The sequence below is a fragment of the Deltaproteobacteria bacterium genome, assembly GCA_020848745.1.
Classification (GTDB): domain Bacteria; phylum Desulfobacterota; class Binatia; order UTPRO1; family UTPRO1; genus UTPRO1.
Genome location: JADLHM010000110.1, coordinates 78496 through 96727 on the forward strand (window position 1 = coordinate 78496; position 18232 = coordinate 96727).

Here is an 18232-nt window from a genome sequence, read left to right on the forward strand (position 1 = left end):
TCCTCGGCGCGGCGACGGAGCCGGGACGCTTCCCGGCTCCGTCCCTTCCCGAGGTTGCCTTCGCGGGCCGGTCCAACGTCGGGAAGTCGTCCGCGATCAACCGCCTCGTCGGTCGTCGCGGCCTCGCCCGTACCAGCTCCACCCCCGGCCGCACCCAGCAGCTGAACTTCTTCGGGATCGACGAGCGCCTCGTGCTCGTCGATCTCCCCGGCTACGGCTACGCCAGGGTGTCCAAGGCGGCGCGCGACGCCTGGCGTCCGCTCGTCGAGAGCTATCTCGGGACGCGCGGCGTGCTTGCGGGCGTGGTGCTGATCGTCGACGTCCGGCGCGGGCTCGAGGAGGAGGAGCACCAGCTGCTCGATTTCCTCGCCGCCCTCGACGTGCCAACGCTCGTGCTCGCGACGAAGATCGACAAATTGAGCCGCGGCGAGCGGACGAAGGCCCTCGCCGCCCTGGCGGCGAGCACGCTCTCCGTGGTGCCGTTCTCGGCGGTGACCGGCGACGGCGTCGCCGCGGCGTGGAAGACGATCACCGGGTGGACGCGACCGGGCGCCGGGACCCCGCCGCGACGGGCGCGCTAGCCCGTGCCGGCGGTCGCCGTCGTGATACCGGTCCGCGACCGGGCCGCCATGGTCGTCGAGGCCGTGCGCTCGGTTCGCGCGCAGACCTGGCGCGACCACGCTCTCGTCGTGGTCGACGACGGCTCGACGGACGGGTCGGCCGACGCGGCGGAGGTCGCGCTCGCCGGCGCGCCCGCGGGATCGCGGGTGCTCAGGCGCGCGCACGCCGGCGTCGCGGCCGCGCGCAACACGGGCGCCGCGTCGGTGGACAGCGCTTGGATCGCGTTCCTCGACTCCGACGATCTCTGGGAGCCCGGGAAGCTCGCGGCGCAGATGACGTGGCTCGCCGCGCATCCGTCGCACCGGATCGCGCAGACCGGCGAGCGTTGGGTCGATCGCGGGCGGCATCGCAATCCGCGCGCTTGGCACCGCAAGGAAGAGCACATCTTCCCGCGCTGCCTCGAGCGCTGCCTCGTGAGCCCGTCGGCGGTCGTCATCCGGCGCGATCTCTACGAGGCTCTCGGCGGCTTCGATCCAAGCTTCCCGGTCTGCGAGGACTACGAGCTCTGGCTCCGGGTGGCGCTCCGCGAGCCGGTCGGCCTCGTCGATGCGCCGCTCGTCGTGAAGCGCGGCGGTCACGCCGACCAGTTGTCGCGCTCGACCTGGGGGCTCGATCGTTGGCGCGTAGCGGCGCTCGCGAAGCTGCTCGCGACGACGCCGCTCGCGCCGTCCGAGCGCGTGGCGGTCGTCGGCGTGCTGCGGAGGAAGTGCGCCGTGCTCGCGGGCGGAGCCGCCCGGCGTGGTCGTGACGCCGAGGCCGCACGCTATCGGCTGCTGGCGGAAGCGGCGGAAACGTGGTGGGAGGGCATCCATGACGCGTGACGAGATCCTCGCGGCGCGCACGGGCGCCTGGGCCGACGACGAGCGGACGGTGCTCGCGGCGATCGTCGCGGAGCTCCGTCCGAGCGCCCACCACCTCGGCGACGCGCTCGACTGGCTCGATGACGTGGCGGTACGCGACGGGACGCGGCCGGCGAGCGTGCTCGACCGCCCGGAGCTCCGCGCGGCGCTCGCGGCGCGGGGCTCGTCGCCCGACCGCTGGAAGCGCTGGAAGGAGGCGCTCCGGCGGCTCCGCTATCCGCGGCTCGCGGCGCGCGAGCGGGAGGTCGCGGCGGCCGTGCGCGCGCTCGACCTCGGGCGAAACGTCACGATCGCGCCGCCCCCGGCGTTCGAGGGCGGCGGCGTCACCGTCACGATCCGCGCGGCGACTGCGGACGAGCTCGCGGCGGCGCTCGATCGCCTCGCCGAGGCGGGCGCGACGGACGCGCTCGCGCGCATCTTCGCGCTCCTCGACTAGCGGAGCGGCAGGCGACCGCATAGAAGCGTCGCCACCGAAAGGAGATTCCTCATGAAGGTGATGCTCGCCGCACTTCTCTGCTGTCTCGCGCTCGCCGTCGGCCCGTCGGCGGAGGCCTACGACCTCACCGGCACCTGGGTCGGAAAGTGGTCCTGCAAGGGCTTCGACGGCGTGAAGTTCACCAGCGGCAACAAGGCCAGCACGCTGCGGATCACGCAGTCGGGGAACGCGATCGCGGCCGAGCTCGACAACGGTGTCTATCGCTACAACGGAGGCGCGATCCCCGACATCGCGAAGCCGGACAAGGGCGAGGCGGCGTTGGTTGCGTGTCCCAACGACAACGTACCGCTCTCCGGAGGGGAATCCGAGATCATGCGCGCCGCCGTGAAGACGAAAGCGAGCACGTTCAAGGCGGCGCTCAAGGCGCTCTCGGTCTTCGAGGACGGCTCCGGCGGCGTCGGAACGTGCAAATACAGCTTCAAGCGAGTCGATCCCGTGAACCCGAACGTGCCGGATTGCCCGGCCTGAGCCTCCCGTGGGCGCTGACGCAATCGAAGGCGGGTGTTTCTGTGGCGCGGTTCGCTATGTCGCCCTCCGGCCCCCGGCCGCCTCGACCGTGTGCCATTGCCGCAGCTGCCGGCGGACGGCTGGCGCTCCCGTCGTCGCGTGGGTGACCTTCGCGGGGGACGACGTGTCGTTCGTGCGCGGCGCGCCGGCGCGGTTCCGATCGAGCCCGGAGGTGACCCGCACGTTTTGCGCGGCGTGCGGCACCCCACTCACGTACGCCCATGCGGATCGCCCGTCCGAGATCGATGTCACGACCGCGAGCCTCGACGCACCGGAATCGTTTCCCCCGGTAGCGCACGTCTGGTGCGCGGATGGCATTGTGTGGGCAGCGCCGACCGACGGTCGGCCGGCGCTGCCGCGTGGCGTCGGAAGCGGGTAGCGCGTTGCATTCCCGTTCCGCGACCTCCGCCCGAGGACGGGGAGGGCGCTGGTCCCGGGTGGGCCTACGGCGACACCGATCCGACGTGGGGCGTCGGGCTCGACAACCCGCCCGCGCGCTCGGCGCGCGCCTCGGCGTCGCCGACACGGCCTTCCGCGCGAAGCCGCCGCCCGACGTACGCTACCTGGCGCATCCGCTCTGAGCGCCGGCGCCGTAGCGGCTCCACCGGCCGCGTGCTACGTACCCCGGGTGTTCACGCCGGATGCCGTCCTGATCGAGCGTGGCGCGGAAGAGGCGCCGATGGTGCGGCGCTGCCGCGAGCGGCTTCCCGACGTGCCGTTCACCGTCATCGAGGATCGCCACGCGGCCCGTGCCATGGTCGGCGACGGCTTTGCGGCCGCGAAGCGCCGGCTGGTCCTCGCCGAGCATCGCGGCAGCTTCCTCGGGCATTGTCCCGCGGGCACACACGGGCTCGCCTGCTGCAACTATCTGGTCGTGAACCTCGCCGCGAACTGTCCGATGGACTGCGGCTACTGCTTCCTGCAGGAATATCTCGCGGACAATCTCCCGCTCACCGCGTACGTGAACCCCGAGACGGCGCTCGCGGAGCTGGCGCTCGTCCTCGCCAAGCACGCCGATCGCCGCTTCCGCATCGGCACCGGCGAGCTCGCCGACAGCTTGGCGCTCGACCCGGTGACCGGCCTCAGCGCGGAACTGGTGCCGTTCTTCGCCGCCCGCCCGAACGCGCTTCTCGAGCTCAAAACCAAGACCGACGCCGTCGACGGCCTCGTCGCGCTCGATCCGAAGGACCGCGTGGTGGTGTCCTGGTCGCTGGCGCCGGCGGCGGCCGTCGCGCTCGCCGAGCGCGGCACGGCGTCGATCGCCGCGCGGCTCGCGGCGGCCCGGCGCGTGGTCGCGGCGGGCTACAAGGTCGGCATCCACTTCGACCCGATGATCGAGCACGCCGGCTGGGAGGAGGGCTACCGGGATCTCGTCGCCGCGATCGCCGAGACACTGCCGGCGGCACGCGTCGCGTGGGTGAGCATGGGCGCGCTCCGCTTCTCGTCCGGGCTCCGCAGCGCGGTGCGCGCGCGCTTCCCGGGGTCGCCGCTCCTCGCCGGCGAGCTGGTGCGGGGCGCCGACGGCAAGTGGCGAGATTTTCAGCCGCTGCGGGTCGGGATGTATCGCCGCGTCCGCGCCTTCGTGGAGGCGGCGTTGCCGGACGTGCCGCTCTACCTCTGCATGGAGACCCCCGAGGTCTGGCAGCGCGTCTTCGGCGCGTCTCCGCTCGGTGAGCGGGCGCTCGGCGCGCGCCTCGCGGCCCGCTGATGGCGGCGCGCGAGCTCGGCATCGGGATCTTCGACTCCGGCGTTGGCGGCCTGACCGTCGTGCACCGGATGATCGAGGCGCTGCCCGACGAGCACCTCGTCTACCTCGGCGACACCGCGCGCTATCCGTACGGGACGAAGTCGGCGACCGTCGTTTCCCGGTACACACTCGAGAACGCGAAGTTCCTCCTCGACACCGGGGTGAAGCTGCTGGTCGTCGCCTGCAATACGATGTCGGCCGTCGCGCTCGACGCGCTCCGCGCCTCGACCGACGTCCCCGTGATCGGCGTGATCGAGCCGGGGGCGCGCGCGGCCGTCGCCGCGACTCGCAATCGCAAGATCGGCGTCATCGGGACCGAAGGCACGATCGCGAGCGGCAGCTACACGCGCGCGCTCCGCGCGGTCGACTCCGGGCTCGAGATCTACACGCGCGCGTGCCCGCTCTTCGTGGCCCTCGCGGAGGAGGGGTGGGTCGACAACCCGATCGCCGAGCAGGCGGCGGCGATGTACCTCGCGAGCCTGCGGCAGAGCCGCATCGACACGCTCGTGCTCGGCTGCACCCACTACCCGCTCCTGGCGCGCACGATCGGCGCGTACCTCGGCCCCGAGGTGCAGCTCGTCGACTCCGCGGCCGAGACTGCGCGCGAGGTTGCGGCGCTGCTCGCGGCGCGCGGCCTCGGCGCGCCGCCGGGGCCGGGCTCGACGTCGTTCTTCGTGACCGACGTGCCCGACCGGTTCATCCGGATCGGCAGCCGCTTCCTCGGCAGCGCCGTCGACTCCGCCGTTCGCATCGAGCGCTGAGCGGGGGCCATCAGATGTCGCTCGGCGGCGGCGCGGTGACGTCGGACGGGCAGGTTTCGTCCTCGCTCGCGTCGCCGTCCTCTTCCGTCAGCGCGTCGGTGAGCGTCGCGACGTCGTCGGCGAGCGAGCGGACGTCCTCGCCGATCGCGATCACTTCGCGGGTGAGCGCGGCGACGTCCTCGGTGAGAGCGCGGACGTGGGCGCTCAACGAGACGACGGCGAATGCGACGACGATCGCGCTCGCCAGCATGGCGAGCGCGAGCATGATCGTCTGCTTCACGGCGTCTCCGCGAGCGCCGCGCGGACGAGCGGCGACGGCGTCGCGACCGAGGTGAGCCAGAGCTGGTGCACCGCGCGCGTGGCGCCGACGTGGAGCAACCGGCGCGCGCCCGGGCGGTCCGGGAAGTGCGTGCTGCTCACCTCGACCAGGATCACGTAGTCGAACTCGAGTCCCTTCACCTGCTCGATTTCCGTCACCTCGATGCCGGGCGCGAAGGTGAAGTCCTGGCGCGCGACCTGGCGGGTGCGCGGCACCTCGCTGTCGACCAGGCCCTTCGCGTAGAGCGCGCTGAGCTCGCGCGAGGGGGTGAGCACCGCGACCGACGCGTTGCGCTCGCGCGCGGCGAGATCCTGGAGGGCATCCGCGAGGAAGGCGACGCAGGCGCCATGGTCGGCGAAGCGGAAGAGCTCGACGGGCGGCCCTTCGCGCACGGTGCGGAGCGGCGTATCGTCCTCGCGGAGCGGCCCGAGCACGCCGGCCGCGAACGAGGCGACCTGGCGCGAGCAGCGGTAGCTCACCTCGAGTGTGTCGACCTCGGCGCCCCGCAGGCCGAGCTGCTCGAAGAAGGTCGCCCACGAGGTGAAGCCGGTGTTCTCGAGGAGGTGCTGCTGGGTGTCGCCGGCGAGCGTGATGCTCTTGCGCTGATCGAGGCAGCCGAGGAGGACCTGGACCTCGAGCGGCGAGAAGTCCTGCACCTCGTCGACGGCGATGTGGCGATAGCGCAGCAGCGGACCGCTTTTCGCGGGCAGCGCGCCGACGCGGAGTTGCCAGGCCCGCAGGAGGAGCGCGTCGTCCTCGGCGTCGAGCTCGGCCTCGGCCGTGCGGTCGCCGCCGAGCCAGGCGGCGAGCTTCTCGTGCTCGCGGCGCACCCAGTCGATCGCCCGCGCGAGCTCCTCCGGGCCGAATGCGTCGGGCGCGCTCGCGGCGAGCGCCGCGTGAATGCGCGGGGCGTGCGTCAGGACGCTCGCCCAGTCGTCGATCACCTGCGCCGGCGTCGCGGGTCCCGGGGTGTCGGCGACGTGGGCCGCGAGCGCCGCCAGGATCACGGGGTGGAGCTTCAGCCGTTGCACGACCGCCGGCGTGTCCTCGCGTCGATCGGGCGGCAGCGTGGGCAGCACGCGGCGCCGGATCTCGCGCGCCCATTCGTGGAAGGTCCGGACGTGTACCTGGTGCACGCCGAGCGCCGGCAGCACGTGGCTCACGTAGTCGCGGAGCGCGGGCGAGAACACGACGACCAGGGTGCGGTCGGAGTCGATCTTCGGGTCGTCGTAAGCGAGATAGGCGATGCGGTGGAGCGCAACCGTGGTCTTGCCGGAGCCGGCGGCGCCGCGAATGACGACGAAGCCGGACGTCGGCCGGGTGATGAGCGCGAACTGCTCCGGATCGATGAGGCCCGCGATGTCGGGGAGGTGCTTGTCGGCGCGCGCGGGGCCGTCGTGGGGGCCGCCGAGTCGCCGGGTCGCGCCTTCGCCGATCGCGTGGGCGCGGAGCGCGGCGCCTTCGCCGCCCGCGAGACGGGCGGTCTCGGGCGCGATGCGGTGCCAGCCGTCGGCCGCCTCGGGATCGCGCTGGAAGATGCCCTCGGGCGCGTCGACGCGCTGGAGTCGGCGGTCGCGGATGGTGACGGTGCGGCGCACGAGCACCTCGCCGCTCCGCTCGCGTCCGGCGATCTCCTCGTCGAAGAGATCGCCCTGGCGATAGCGGTAGAAGAGGCGCGACACCGGCGCGTGGCGCCAGTCGACGATCGCGACGCCGCCGCCGAGGTGCGTGCCCTTACCGAGCAGGATCTCCTGGTCGCCACTCTCCTCGCGCAGCCGCAGGTGTCCGAAGTAGGGCGAGTCGGCGCTGACGCGCGGCTGGGCTCGCGACGTCCGCAGCTGCTCCAGGAGCGCCGAGTGACGGTGCCACTGCTCGAGGAGCGCCGGCTGGTCCTCCGTCTTGGTGCCGTCGCGGAGCGCCTCACGCAGCCGATCGAGCTCCTGCACGAGCGCACGCTCCGACGGCGTTGCCGTCGCGGCGCTCCCGGGAGCGTCGAGCGCCTTCGCGACCCGTTCGAGGAGGGCCAGCTCTTCGGTGACGATCGGCGGCGGTCCGACGGTGGGCATGGAGGATCAGGTCTAGCAGGACGGGTCGTCGTGAAGGAACCGGGGCGGGTGCCGCGTCCGGGCGGACGTGACCGCGCGGGCGCCGCGGACTAGCATACGGCGCGTGTCGAGTTCCCCGTCCCGGTACCGTCCGGATGACGCGTCCGACTACAGCCATCGCTTCCATGCGGGGAACGTCGGCGACGTCTGGAAGCACTGCGTGCTCGTGGAAGTGCTGCGTCGCGCCGCCGCGGAGAATCGTGTCGTCGCGTACGTCGAGTCGCACGCGGGGGAGGGCGGCTACCCGCTCGGACCGACGGGCGAGTGGACCGAGGGCATCGGTCGTCTCTGGCGCGCGGCCGGCGACCTCGCGGCCGAGGATGCGGCGGGGCGTTATCTCCGGCTCTCCCGCGCGCTCGCGTCCCCGGACCGCTATCCCGGCTCGCCGCTGCTCGCGCGCGCCGCACTGCCCGAGACGGCGACGCTTGCGCTCTGGGAGAGCGACGCGGCGGCGAGCGCCCGGCTCGCGGCCGCGCTCGCGCTGCCCGCGCCGCGCGTCGCGATCACGTGCGGCGACGGGCTCGCCGCGTTGCCCGCGGCCGTCGCCGAGGCGGAGGCGCACGGTGCGCGCGTCGTCGCGCTCGTCGACCCGCCGTTCACCCGGAAGCCCGATTGGATCGCAGTGCCGGATGCGGTGATCGCGGCGGCGGCGCGCGCGCCGCGCGCGACGCTGCTGCTCTGGTATCCGCTGAAGAGCCTGACCCGGCCGAACGCGATGATCGCGCGCTTCAAGGCGGCGGGGGTCGCGGCGAGCGTGGCGGAGCTCGTGACGACGCCGCTCGAGCACCAGCGGTCGCGCCTGAACGGCAGCGGGCTCGTTCTGGTGCGGCCGCCCGACGGCGCGCTCGCGGCGATCGCGAAGGCCGCGCCGCTTCTCGGCGCGCGGCTCGCGACCCGCCCGGGCGTGTGGTCGCTGCGGCTCGCCTCGTGGTGAGCCGCCCACGAAGATCGAGCGCTGCATCGGCGTTTCCAGGTTCGGCGGTCTGGACGAACGGCCGCCGACCTCCTACGTTGGCCCGCCATGATCGATTACCGGACCGAAGGCCCCGTCGCCGTCATCACCATCAACCGTCCCGATGCCCGCAACGCCGTCAACACCGACGTCGCACGCGGACTGGAGGATGCCATCGACAAGATGGAGGCCGACGATACGGTCTGGCTCGGCATCTTGACCGGCGCCAAGACGGAGAAGGGCTACATCTTCTGCGCCGGCGCGGACTTGAAGCAGATGGCCGTGGACCCGGGCGGCATGATGACCCAGCGCGGCGGCTTCGCGGGCTTCGTGAAACGCGACCGTGCCAAGCCCGTCATCGCGGCCGTCGACGGCCCGGCGCTCGCCGGCGGGACCGAGATCGTGCTCGCCTGCGACCTCGTGGTCGCGTCGCGCAAGGCCGTTTTCGGTGTACCCGAGGTGAAGCGGGGTCTGATCGCCGCCGCCGGCGCGCTCTTCCGCCTGCCGTGCAAGCTGCCACGGAACGTCGCGATGGAACTCGCCCTCACCGGCCGTCTCGATTTTCCGGCTGAGCGCGCGCATCACTTCGGGCTCGTGAACGTGCTCTGCGACGAGGGGCAGGCGCTCGCCGAGGCGAAGAAGCTCGCCGCCCAGATCACCGAGAACGCGCCGCTCGCGGTGCGCGAAAGCCGGCGCGTGATTCTCGAGACGGCGGACGCGCCCGATGAGGTCGGCTGGAAGACGTCGGCCGAGGGCATGGCGAAGATGTTCGGCACGGAGGACTTCTCGGAGGGCCTGCAGGCCTTCGCCCAGAAGCGCTCGCCGCAATGGAAGGGGAAGTAGCGCGGGAGGCGCCGCGGGTCCGCCGGTCATGCCGTCTTCCGTCACCTTCGATCTGACCGGCGAGGTCGCGCTCGTGACCGGCGCCACGAGCGGCTTCGGCCGGCATTTCGCGGAGGTCCTGAGCGCGGCCGGTGCGACCGTCGTGCTGACCGGGCGTCGGGTCGACCGGCTCGAGGCGCTGCGCCGCCGGCTCGCCGCCGCCGGCCGCGGCGCGCACGCGGTCGCGCTCGACGTGACCAGCCTGGCGTCGATGCGCGCCTGCGTCGCGGAGGCCGAGCGGGTCGCGGGCGCCATTACCGTGCTCGTCAACAATGCCGGCATCAGCGGGCAGGCGATGGCGCGCGACCTCGGCGAGGCCGACTGGGACGCCGTCATGGACACCAACGTGAAGGGCGTCTTCTTCATGGCCCAACGCGTCGGCGCGCGCATGATCGAGCAGGGCATCCGCGGCCGTATCGTGAACGTCGCGTCGATCGGCGCCGAGAAGCCGCTGCCCGGCCTCGTCGCGTACTGTGCCTCGAAGGCGGCGGTCGCGATGCTGACCCAGGGGCTCGCGCGCGAATGGGCGCGCTACGGCATCGCGGTGAACGCGCTCTGTCCCGGCTACGTGAAGACCGAGATCAACGATACGTGGTTCGAGAGCGAGGGCGGTAAGAAACAGATCGCCGGCTTCCCGCGCCGCCGGCTCGCGACCGAAGCGAGCCTCGACGCGCCGCTTCTCATGCTCTGCTCGCGACACGCGGAGTTCTTAACGGGGTCGCTCGTCACGGTCGACGACGGCCAGCGGCTCGGCTGACGTCGGCGGCCGCGGCGAGGCGGCCGTTGCCCGAGCCGGGCGGCCCGCGTAGCGTCGCCGGCATGAAGCTCGCGCCCTTCGGCGTCAACCGCGGCGCCTTTGGAGCAGATCAGAGCGCTCGGGCGTCGAACGTGCTGCCGCCGCGCGCGGACCTCGGCCTCGCCCTCGCGGGCGCGCTCGCTGCGAGCGCCGGTGATCTCGGGCTCCTCTGGGTCGGGTGGGCAACGGACGGTCGGCTCGGGATTTCGTCGCCGCCCGCCGGGACGCTACTCGCCGGGTACTATCTCGGCGTGCTCGGCATTCCGCTCTACGCGCTCGGCTACCGGGCGCTCGGCGCCGGGCTCGCGGACGCCGCGCCGCGGGCCGCTCGTGTCGTGGTCGCTCTCGGCGTCGTCGGGAGCGTCGTCGGCGCGGTCGTCCACGGCCTGACGGGCGTGCTCGCGCACGTCGCCCTTCGCACCGGCGCGCCGACCGCACCCGACGCGATGCTCCTGCTGCCGGAGGCGGCGTTCCTGCTGCCGCTCTGGGTCGTCGTCGGTGCGGCGATCGCCCTGGGATCCCTCGTCTTCGCCGTGACGGTGGCACGCGGCCGGACGCGTTTCCCACGCGCGCTCGCGCTCTGCAATCCGCTCGTCGTGACGTTCGCGATCGCGGCCGGTGCGGCGCCGGTGCCGCTGCTCGCCGCCTTCGCGATTCCGGCGGCCCCGAACCTCGCCCACGTCGTCGTCTTCGCGGTGCTGCTCGGGTCCCGGCGCCTTTGAACGTCCGCTGGATCGATGCGTCGGCGCTCGCTCGGATTACTTCCGCTTCGCTTTGAACTCCGTCGCGCTGTTCTTCTGATCGTCCGAGAGCCGGAGGGTCCAGCACCCGCCGGCGCTATTGCGGAGCTGGACGATCACATGGGGGTCGCGGACGAAATAACGGTCGGGCGCCGCGGGGCCGGGGAGCGGTACGCTCGGCCCTTTCGCGCTCAGCTTCACCTTCGCACCCGTGGGTTTGCCATCGACACGGAGCCGCCGCACGCCGTGCACGGTTCCCGCGGCGTCCTTGTACTGGACGCGGGTCGGGCCGGCCGCCTGCCAGCCGGCGCCCGCGGGCACGTCGATCCGCGCGGCGAGAGCGCCGACGTTCGCCGTCTCGTCGTAGATGCAGAGCGCGTAGTCGGTGTCGTTGGTCGGATCGCCGACCTCGGCGGGGGTCACCGCCCGGTGCGACGCCACGAGCGCTTGCAGCTTCCGCTTCGCGCCGCCGTCGTCACGGAGGATGAGGCTTCCGTGGTCACCATGGGCACACTGGGAGGCCGGGGCCGGGACCGCAGCGGTGGTGCACCCGAGGGTCGCGTCGCAGACGTCGGTCGTGCACGGGTCGCCGTCCGCGCACGTCACGACGGACGTCGGGTTGATGCATGCGCCGGTCGCATCGCACGTCTCTCCGGACGTGCAGACGCTGCCGTCGTCGCAGACCGTGCCGGCGGCGTCGAGCGTGCAACTCGACGAGCAGCAGTCGCCGTCGCCGGTGTTGCCGTCGTCGCATTGCTCGAAGCCTTCCTTGAAGCCGTCGCCGCAGACCGGCGTCCGCGGCGTCACGGTAATGGTCAGCGCCGGCGGCACCAGGCCCGGGAAGAGGTCTTCGAACTCCGTGAGCTCGAACGGCGGAAAGTCCTGGTCGGTGACCGTGAAGGCGGACGGTGGCGGGCACGGGAACCCGCCGTCGAGCGCGAACACGCAGGAGATCAGAACCTGGGGAGCGCTCAGGCCGGTCTGGGAGGCGACGAAGTTCGAAAGCTTCCCGGCGTCGTCGTCCCAGATCGTGTTCTCGAACGCGGCGAGCTTCGTGCACACGGGCGTGAAGCCCAACCCGATGAAGGAGCCGCCCGCACCGGAGTAGTCGAGGCCGTACGCAATGAGCGGGAGCGGACCCGGATCAGCGAGGGCGATCTGGACGTCGCAGGTGTCCTGCGCGTGCACCCGAGCGGCGAAGCCGATCGCCAACGCGATCGCGGCAGCGACGACCTTCACGAAGCGAGCACGTTCCTTCATCGTGTGGCCTCCTCGATCGCGAATCGCTCGGCTCGAGCCGGATCGCGGTCGGCATCATCGCCCGGATTTCCAGCGAGCACCACTGGTTTCTTCGGCTTGTCGGCGCCCTGCGCGCCACGTTGCGTCGTTGGAGTCTCGGGGCCCCGTCCTCTCGGGCGAAAGGCCGTCACGCGGGAGGGGGCTCGTGGCGGCGTCCGGTGCGCGCGCGCGCCGCCGCGAGCGCGGCCGCGACGAGCGCGCCCACGAGCGCGCACGCCATGTCCTTCTCGGCGTCCCACGGGTCGCCCTGCGTGCCGAGGAAGGCGGTGCCGGCGGCGGGATCGACGACGCGCGCCGTCAGCCACTCGACGATCTCGTAGAGCGCGCTCCAGAGCGCGACGCCGGCGATGCTGAAGTAGAGCGTGCCGAGCTCGCCGGGCCGGCGGTGCTGGCCGCGGCCGAAGCCGAGCTCGCGCACCGGACGCAGCATGAGGAGACCGAAGGCGAAGTGCACGAAACGGTCGTAGTGGTTGCGGCCGAGGCCGAAGGCGTCGCGGATCCAGTCGCCGATCGGCACCTCCGAGTAGGTGTAGTGGCTGCCGATCGTGTGCAGGATCGCGAAGAGGGTGCCCTGCGCGTAGGCGCGGTCGCTGAAGCGAAAGCGTCGGGAACTCCAGACGACCAGCGGCAGGGCGACCAAGGTCGGCAGATTCTCGAGGAACCAATCCTCGCGAAAGCGCGGCGCGATCGCGAGCGCGACCCAGACGACGAGGAAGACGCCGAGGCAGGTCGCCGGCACGAGGTCGCGCCGCCGCGTCCGCGCGCGCCGCGCCGTTCTCGGCGTCCGGCTCACGCCGGCCGGAGCTCCAGACAGCCGATCTCGCGCGGCGTGAAGAGGCGGATCGGTTGTCCGGTGAAGCCGAGGCCGTTGCTGACCACGAGGGTCGCCGCGCCGGAGCGGAACGTCCCGCGATCGTAGCGCGTGATCACCTCGGCGAAGTTCCGCACGCGACCACGGACCGGCGTCGGCAGGCCGATCTGGCCGCCGTGCGTGTGCCCCGCGAGAACGAGATGCGCGCCGAGCGCGGCGGCCTGCTCGAAGCAGTCGGGGCGGTGCGTGAGCACGACGAGCGGGCGTTCCGCCGGCAGATCGCGGGTGAGTCCGGGCAGGGCAGGGTGCTCGAGCACTCCGCGCGCCCAGTCGCGCCCGAGGTCGTCGAGGCCGACGATCGTGAGACGGTCGCCGTCGCGCTCGATCTCCACCCGCGCGTTTCGCAGCACGGTGAACGGCGTGAGGTTCCGCAGGCCCTCCGCCACGGCGTCGGCGCCCGCCGCGACGTCGTGATTGCCGAGCGTCACGAGGACTCCGTGCCGGGCCTTCAGGCCGGCGAGCACCGGGAACCAGCCCGCGCACGTGACGGCGCGATCGACGAGGTCGCCGGTGATGCAGACGAGGTCGGGCGCGAGCGCGTTCACGCGCTCGACGTGGCGCGCGAGCTCCGCGCGATCGAGGTACGCGCCCATGTGAAGGTCGCTCAAGTGGACGATCCGGAATCCGCGGAACGCCGCCGGCAGCGCCGGGATCGCGATCGTCGTCCGGGTCATGGCGAGCGCGCGCCGGCCGTAGGTGTAGCCGAAGAGGAAGAGCGCGCCGGTCGAGACGAGGGCCGCGTCGACGACCGCCTCGAAGAGCGGCTGCCAGCGCGCGGGATCGACGGGCGGCGCGAACGCCGCGAGCGCGACGCCGGGAGGCGCGGTCACGCGCAGCAGCGTCCACGCGAGCTCGGCGCTCGCCAGGACGAGCGCCGCGAATACCGAGGTGAAGGCGAAGCCCGCGTAGGCGGCGAGGAGCGGGCCGCGCGGCCGCGTCGCGAGGCGCCGCGCCAGGATCAGGTTCACGCCGTAGAAGCCGACGACGCCGAGCGCATGGTGCGCGGGAGCGGGCGCGATGCCGGAGCGCGCGAGCACGCGGGCGATCACGAGCCATTCGCCGACCGCGATCGCCGCGAGGAGGAGTCGAAAGAAGACCCGAAAGAACCCGAGTCGCAGACGCTCCCCGAGATCGCTCGTCCGCGCCGACGGGAGGGTCGTGGAGACGCCGTTCGCCATCCGGTTGACGTAGCACAGGACGAGAGACGCCGCCGCCCATGAGCCGTCGGACGCGTGGTCGCCTTCCGTATGCGGCGGGGACCGTCCCGCTCGGCATCATGCGCCGCCCCCGCTTTGCGGCACCCCGACGACTGGGTTATGAGTAACGATTCATGCTGAAGACCCTCGTCCGGAAGATCGTCGGCACCCGGAACGAGCGCGAGATCAAGCGCATGCAGCCGTTGGTCGCGGAGATCAACGAGCTCGGTCCAGCGCTTGCCGCGCTCACCGACGAGCAGCTGCGCCGCAAGACGGTCGAGTTCCGCGAGCGCCTCGACAACGGCCAGGAGCTCGAAGACCTCCTGCCCGAAGCGTTCGCCGTCGTGCGGGAAGCTTCGGGGCGCGTCCTCGGGATGCGCCACTTCGACGTCCAGATGGTGGGCGGCATGGTGCTCCACAGCGGCAAGATCGCCGAGATGAAGACGGGCGAAGGGAAAACGCTGGTGGCGACCCTCCCGGTCTATCTGAACGCGCTGGTCGGCAAGGGTGTCCACGTCGTCACCGTGAACGACTACCTCGCCCGCCGCGACGCCGAGTGGATGGGGCGGCTCTACAAGATCCTCGGCTTGTCGGTCGGCGTGATCCTGCACGGACTGAACGACCGGGAACGCCAGGAGGCCTACAACGCCGACGTCACCTACGGTCAGAACAACGAATTCGGCTTCGACTACCTGCGCGACAACATGAAGTTTGCCCTCGAGGACTACGTCCATCGGACCTTCCCGAAGGAGGTCCAGGACGCCAAGGGCAAGACGGTCCAGAAGCTCTTCAACTACGCGATCGTCGACGAGGTCGACTCGATCCTGATCGACGAGGCCAGAACGCCCTTGATCATCTCGGGCCCGGCCGAGGAATCGACCGAGAAATACTACGTCATCGACCGCGTCATCCCCCGCCTCCAGAAGGAGACCGATTTCACGGTCGACGAGAAGACGCGGAACGCCATCCTCACGGAGGAAGGCATCGCCAAGGTCGAGCGCGCGCTCAGCGTCCCGAACCTCTACGATCCGGGCGAGATCGACACGCTCCACCACGTGAACCAGGCGCTCCGCGCCCACGCCATCTACAAGCGCGACGTCGACTACGTCGTGAAGGACGGCGAGGTGCTGATCGTCGACGAGTTCACCGGCCGCCTCATGCCGGGCCGGCGCTGGAGCGACGGCCTCCACCAGGCGGTGGAGGCGAAGGAAAACGTCAAGATCGAGCGCGAGAACCAGACGCTCGCGACGGTGACGTTCCAGAACTACTTCCGCATGTACGAGAAGCTCGCCGGCATGACGGGCACCGCCGACACGGAAGCAACCGAGTTCCATCAGATCTACGAGCTCGAGGTGCTGGTCGTGCCGACCCACCGCGACATGATCCGCAAGGACAACGCCGATGTCGTCTACAAGACCGAGCGCGAGAAGTTCGACGCCGTGGTGGAGGACATCCGCGAGCGCCACGAGAAAGGGCAGCCGATCCTCGTCGGCACGATCTCGATCGAGAAGTCGGAGCATGTCTCGAACCTCCTGAAGAAGGTCGGCATCAAGCACCACGTGCTGAACGCGAAGCAGCACGAGCGCGAGGCCGAGTTCGTGGCCCAGGCTGGCCGGCTCGGCGCGCTCACGATCTCGACCAACATGGCGGGCCGCGGCACCGATATCGTCCTCGGCGGCAACCCCGAGTTCATGGCGGCGCACGAGGTCGGGACGCGCGACCCCGAAGACCCGGCGTTCCAGGCGGCGCTCGAGAAGTACAAGGCGCAATGCGCGGGCGAGCGCGAGCAGGTGCTGGAAGCCGGCGGCCTCCACATCCTCGGCACCGAGCGCCACGAGAGCCGGCGCATCGACAACCAGCTGCGCGGCCGATCGGGGCGCCAGGGCGATCCCGGCAGCTCGCGGTTCTTCCTCTCGCTGGAAGACGACCTGCTCCGCATCTTCGGTGCCGAGCGCGTGCAGAAGATCATGGAGCGCCTCGGCATGGAGGAAGGCGAGCCGATCGAGCACCGTTGGATCAACACGGCGATCGAGAACGCCCAGAAGAAGGTCGAGGCCCACAACTTCGACATCCGCAAGCACCTCCTCGAGTATGACGACGTCATGAACAAGCAGCGCGAGGTCATCTACGCGCGCCGGCGCGAGGTGCTCTCGGCCGAGAGCTTGAAGGACGAGGTGCTCGAGACGGCGGAGGAACTCGCCGACGGGATCGTGGCGACCCAGCTTTCGAAGGACGAGTCGCCCGACCAGTGGGACTGGCGGGCGCTCGACGACGTGCTCTTCCGGCAGTTCGGCCTGCGCATGAGTCTCCCGGAGCCGGAGCGCGAGGGGCTGGCGACCGAGGATGCTCAGCAGCTGGTCGTCGACCGCGTGCGCGCGCTCTACGAGGAAAAGGAGCGGACGTTCACCGCGCCCGTCCTCCGCCACCTCGAGAAGGTCATCATGCTCCAGGCGATCGATACGCTCTGGAAGGACCATCTCCTCGCGATGGACCACCTGAAGGAGGGCATCGGGCTCCGTGGGTACGGCCAGAAGAATCCCCTGCAGGAGTACCAGAAGGAGGGATTCGACATGTTCCAGGACCTGATGAACCGGCTCGACGCCGACATCATCGAGAAGCTCTTCACGGTCCAGCTCGCCCGCGAGGAAGACGTCGAGCGCATGGAGCAGAAGCAGCAGCAGCGCCAGGCCAAGATGTCGATGACCCATGGCGGCGCGGCGGAGGCGGCGCAACCCGAGATCGTCAAGCGCGACGCGCCGAAGGTGGGGCGGAACGATCCCTGCGTCTGCGGCTCCGGAAAGAAATACAAGAAGTGTTGCGGGGCGGCGCACTGACCCCGCTCGGCTCGCTGCGCCCATGAAGCTCGACGTCGTCGAAACGCCGGTTGCCGTTCCGGGGTTCTTGTTCGCGGGCGTCGCATGCGGGATCAAGGCGTCGGGGAGGCCGGACCTGGCGCTCATCGTCTCCGACGTGCCGGCGGTGGCGGCGGGGGTCGTGACGCGCAATCGCGTGAAGGCGGCGCCCGTTCGGATCGTCATGGAGCGCCTCGAGCGCGGCCGGGCCCAGGCGGTGGTCATCAACAGCGGCAACGCCAACGCCTGCACGGGGGCGGCCGGCATGAAGGTGGCGCGCGATGCCTGCGCGCACGTCGCCGCCGGACTCGGCATCGACGCGAGCGCGGTCCTGCCGTGCTCGACCGGGAAGATCGGCGTCGTGCTGCCGGCGGCCCCCATGCGGAAGGGCGTCGCCGCGGCGCTCGCCGCCCTCGACGACGGCGGCTTCTGGCGCGCCGCGCGCGCGATCATGACGACCGACGCGTTCCCGAAGGCCGGTGCCCGCCGCGTGCGGGTCGGCGGGCGCACCGTCACGATCGCCGCGATGGCGAAGGGCGCTGGGATGATCGCGCCCGACATGGCGACGCTGCTCGTCACGGTCGTGACCGACGCCGCGATCGCGGCCCCTGCGCTCCGGACGTTCGTAAGGGAGGCGGTCGCGACGTCCTTCAACGCGATCACCGTCGACGGCGACTGCAGCACCAACGACACCGTGCTGATGCTCGCCAATGGCGTTGCGGGAAACGCGCGCTTCGCGCCGGCGAGCCCGGACGGCCGGCGCTTCCAGCGGGCGCTCACCGGTCTTCTCGAGGCGCTCGCCGACATGGTCGTCGCCGACGGCGAGGGCGCGACCAAGCGCATGCGGATCACGGTCGCCGGCGCGCGCACGGCCGCCGACGCACGGCGGGCCGCGCGCGCGATCGGCGAGTCGCAGCTCGTGAAGACGGCGCTCTTCGGCGGCGATCCCAACTGGGGCCGCATCGCGTGCGCGGCGGGCTACGCGGGCGTGCCGCTCGACGCCGACCGGCTGAGCGTCACGATCGCCGGCGTGCGGGTTCTGCGGCGCGGCGTGCCGGAGGCGCCGGCGGTCGTGGCGCGTGCGGCCCGCGGCATGCGCGGCGGCGCGGTCGACGTCACGGTCGACCTCGCGGCCGGTGGGCATGGCGCGGCGACGCTCGTGGCGAGCGATCTCACGCCCGCCTACGTGAAGTTCAATTCCGACTACTCGACGTGAGGAAGAGGAGGG

At 71.6% G+C, this 18232-nt stretch carries 17 protein-coding genes and 1 pseudogene; 13 read left to right on the plus strand and 5 right to left on the minus strand.

Annotated features, from left to right (window positions below; translation table 11 throughout):
• Nucleotides 1-29 precede the first annotated feature (29 nt).
• The 7 genes and pseudogenes from IT293_16565 to IT293_16595 all read left to right on the plus strand — a co-directional run bounded on the left by IT293_16565 (nt 30) and on the right by IT293_16595 (nt 4992).
• Nucleotides 30-581, plus strand: a pseudogene (locus IT293_16565) (YihA family ribosome biogenesis GTP-binding protein).
• A 3-nt stretch (nt 582-584) separates the two neighbouring features.
• On the plus strand, nt 585-1442 hold the full coding sequence (locus IT293_16570) for a glycosyltransferase family 2 protein (protein ID MCC6766275.1): 858 nt from the start codon (nt 585-587) through the stop codon (nt 1440-1442).
• On the plus strand, nt 1432-1917 hold the full coding sequence (locus IT293_16575; GenBank protein MCC6766276.1) for a hypothetical protein: 486 nt from the start codon (nt 1432-1434) through the stop codon (nt 1915-1917). Before IT293_16570 ends, IT293_16575 begins: the two co-directional genes overlap by 11 nt.
• Nucleotides 1918-1968: 51 nt before the next feature.
• Complete coding sequence (locus IT293_16580) at nt 1969-2445, plus strand: hypothetical protein (protein MCC6766277.1); 477 nt, start codon at nt 1969-1971, stop codon at nt 2443-2445.
• 22 nt (nt 2446-2467) lie between these two features.
• Entirely contained in the window at nt 2468-2863 is a 396-nt protein-coding gene (locus IT293_16585) for a GFA family protein (GenBank protein ID MCC6766278.1), read from the plus strand.
• A 249-nt stretch (nt 2864-3112) separates the two neighbouring features.
• Nucleotides 3113-4192: a radical SAM protein gene (locus IT293_16590; GenBank protein MCC6766279.1), complete on the plus strand. Its 1080-nt coding sequence runs from the start codon at nt 3113-3115 to the stop codon at nt 4190-4192.
• A complete protein-coding gene (locus tag IT293_16595; GenBank protein MCC6766280.1) occupies nt 4192-4992 on the plus strand; it encodes a glutamate racemase in 801 nt (266 codons plus the stop codon). The genes IT293_16590 and IT293_16595 overlap by 1 nt, the downstream gene beginning before the upstream one ends.
• 10 nt (nt 4993-5002) lie before the next feature.
• Here the strand turns inward: IT293_16595 and IT293_16600 are convergent, their stop codons facing one another.
• Both IT293_16600 and IT293_16605 read right to left on the minus strand, forming a co-directional pair.
• The gene (locus IT293_16600; GenBank protein MCC6766281.1) at nt 5003-5272 is read right to left on the minus strand and encodes a hypothetical protein; all 270 of its coding nucleotides are present in this window, start codon (nt 5270-5272) and stop codon (nt 5003-5005) included.
• On the minus strand, nt 5269-7377 hold the full coding sequence (locus IT293_16605; GenBank protein MCC6766282.1) for an AAA family ATPase: 2109 nt from the start codon (nt 7375-7377) through the stop codon (nt 5269-5271). The genes IT293_16600 and IT293_16605 overlap by 4 nt, the downstream gene beginning before the upstream one ends.
• 103 nt (nt 7378-7480) lie before the next feature.
• Between IT293_16605 and rlmJ the strand changes: the two genes are divergently transcribed.
• The 4 genes from rlmJ to IT293_16625 all read left to right on the plus strand — a co-directional run bounded on the left by rlmJ (nt 7481) and on the right by IT293_16625 (nt 10768).
• A complete protein-coding gene (gene rlmJ / locus IT293_16610) occupies nt 7481-8350 on the plus strand; it encodes a 23S rRNA (adenine(2030)-N(6))-methyltransferase RlmJ (GenBank protein MCC6766283.1) in 870 nt (289 codons plus the stop codon).
• Nucleotides 8351-8437: 87 nt separating this feature from the next.
• A complete protein-coding gene (locus IT293_16615) occupies nt 8438-9211 on the plus strand; it encodes a crotonase/enoyl-CoA hydratase family protein (GenBank protein ID MCC6766284.1) in 774 nt (257 codons plus the stop codon).
• A 28-nt stretch (nt 9212-9239) separates the two neighbouring features.
• Entirely contained in the window at nt 9240-10007 is a 768-nt protein-coding gene (locus IT293_16620; GenBank protein ID MCC6766285.1) for an SDR family NAD(P)-dependent oxidoreductase, read from the plus strand.
• Nucleotides 10008-10069: 62 nt separating this feature from the next.
• Nucleotides 10070-10768, plus strand: coding sequence for a hypothetical protein (locus IT293_16625; protein ID MCC6766286.1), 699 nt, complete (start codon nt 10070-10072; stop codon nt 10766-10768).
• Between the two features lie 36 nt (nt 10769-10804).
• Here the strand turns inward: IT293_16625 and IT293_16630 are convergent, their stop codons facing one another.
• The 3 genes from IT293_16630 to IT293_16640 all read right to left on the minus strand — a co-directional run bounded on the left by IT293_16630 (nt 10805) and on the right by IT293_16640 (nt 14134).
• Complete coding sequence (locus tag IT293_16630; protein ID MCC6766287.1) at nt 10805-12046, minus strand: hypothetical protein; 1242 nt, start codon at nt 12044-12046, stop codon at nt 10805-10807.
• A 166-nt stretch (nt 12047-12212) separates the two neighbouring features.
• Nucleotides 12213-12824, minus strand: a complete 612-nt coding sequence (locus tag IT293_16635) for a DUF2238 domain-containing protein (GenBank protein ID MCC6766288.1) — start codon at nt 12822-12824, stop codon at nt 12213-12215.
• 50 nt (nt 12825-12874) lie between these two features.
• On the minus strand, nt 12875-14134 hold the full coding sequence (locus IT293_16640) for a metallophosphoesterase (GenBank protein MCC6766289.1): 1260 nt from the start codon (nt 14132-14134) through the stop codon (nt 12875-12877).
• A 152-nt stretch (nt 14135-14286) separates the two neighbouring features.
• On the opposite strand from IT293_16640, the gene secA reads away from it, so the two are divergent.
• Together secA and argJ are read left to right on the plus strand one after the other, a co-directional pair.
• Nucleotides 14287-16986, plus strand: coding sequence for a preprotein translocase subunit SecA (secA, locus tag IT293_16645; protein ID MCC6766290.1), 2700 nt, complete (start codon nt 14287-14289; stop codon nt 16984-16986).
• Nucleotides 16987-17008: 22 nt separating this feature from the next.
• On the plus strand, nt 17009-18220 hold the full coding sequence (argJ, locus tag IT293_16650) for a bifunctional glutamate N-acetyltransferase/amino-acid acetyltransferase ArgJ (GenBank protein MCC6766291.1): 1212 nt from the start codon (nt 17009-17011) through the stop codon (nt 18218-18220).
• Nucleotides 18221-18232: the final 12 nt, after the last annotated feature.

What these genes read in the sequence shown, in the direction of transcription:
- IT293_16575 (MCC6766276.1), top strand. Translation starts at nt 1,432, where the DNA reads ATGACGCGTGACGAGATCCTCGCGGCGCGCACGGGCGCCTGGGCCGAC.
- IT293_16580 (MCC6766277.1), top strand. Translation starts at nt 1,969, where the DNA reads ATGAAGGTGATGCTCGCCGCACTTCTCTGCTGTCTCGCGCTCGCCGTC.
- IT293_16595 (MCC6766280.1), top strand. Translation starts at nt 4,192, where the DNA reads ATGGCGGCGCGCGAGCTCGGCATCGGGATCTTCGACTCCGGCGTTGGC.
- IT293_16605 (MCC6766282.1), bottom strand. Translation starts at nt 7,377, where the DNA reads ATGCCCACCGTCGGACCGCCGCCGATCGTCACCGAAGAGCTGGCCCTC.
- IT293_16615 (MCC6766284.1), top strand. Translation starts at nt 8,438, where the DNA reads ATGATCGATTACCGGACCGAAGGCCCCGTCGCCGTCATCACCATCAAC.
- IT293_16620 (MCC6766285.1), top strand. Translation starts at nt 9,240, where the DNA reads ATGCCGTCTTCCGTCACCTTCGATCTGACCGGCGAGGTCGCGCTCGTG.
- IT293_16625 (MCC6766286.1), top strand. Translation starts at nt 10,070, where the DNA reads ATGAAGCTCGCGCCCTTCGGCGTCAACCGCGGCGCCTTTGGAGCAGAT.
- IT293_16630 (MCC6766287.1), bottom strand. Translation starts at nt 12,046, where the DNA reads ATGAAGGAACGTGCTCGCTTCGTGAAGGTCGTCGCTGCCGCGATCGCG.
- IT293_16640 (MCC6766289.1), bottom strand. Translation starts at nt 14,134, where the DNA reads ATGGCGAACGGCGTCTCCACGACCCTCCCGTCGGCGCGGACGAGCGAT.
- secA (MCC6766290.1), top strand. Translation starts at nt 14,287, where the DNA reads ATGCTGAAGACCCTCGTCCGGAAGATCGTCGGCACCCGGAACGAGCGC.
- argJ (MCC6766291.1), top strand. Translation starts at nt 17,009, where the DNA reads ATGAAGCTCGACGTCGTCGAAACGCCGGTTGCCGTTCCGGGGTTCTTG.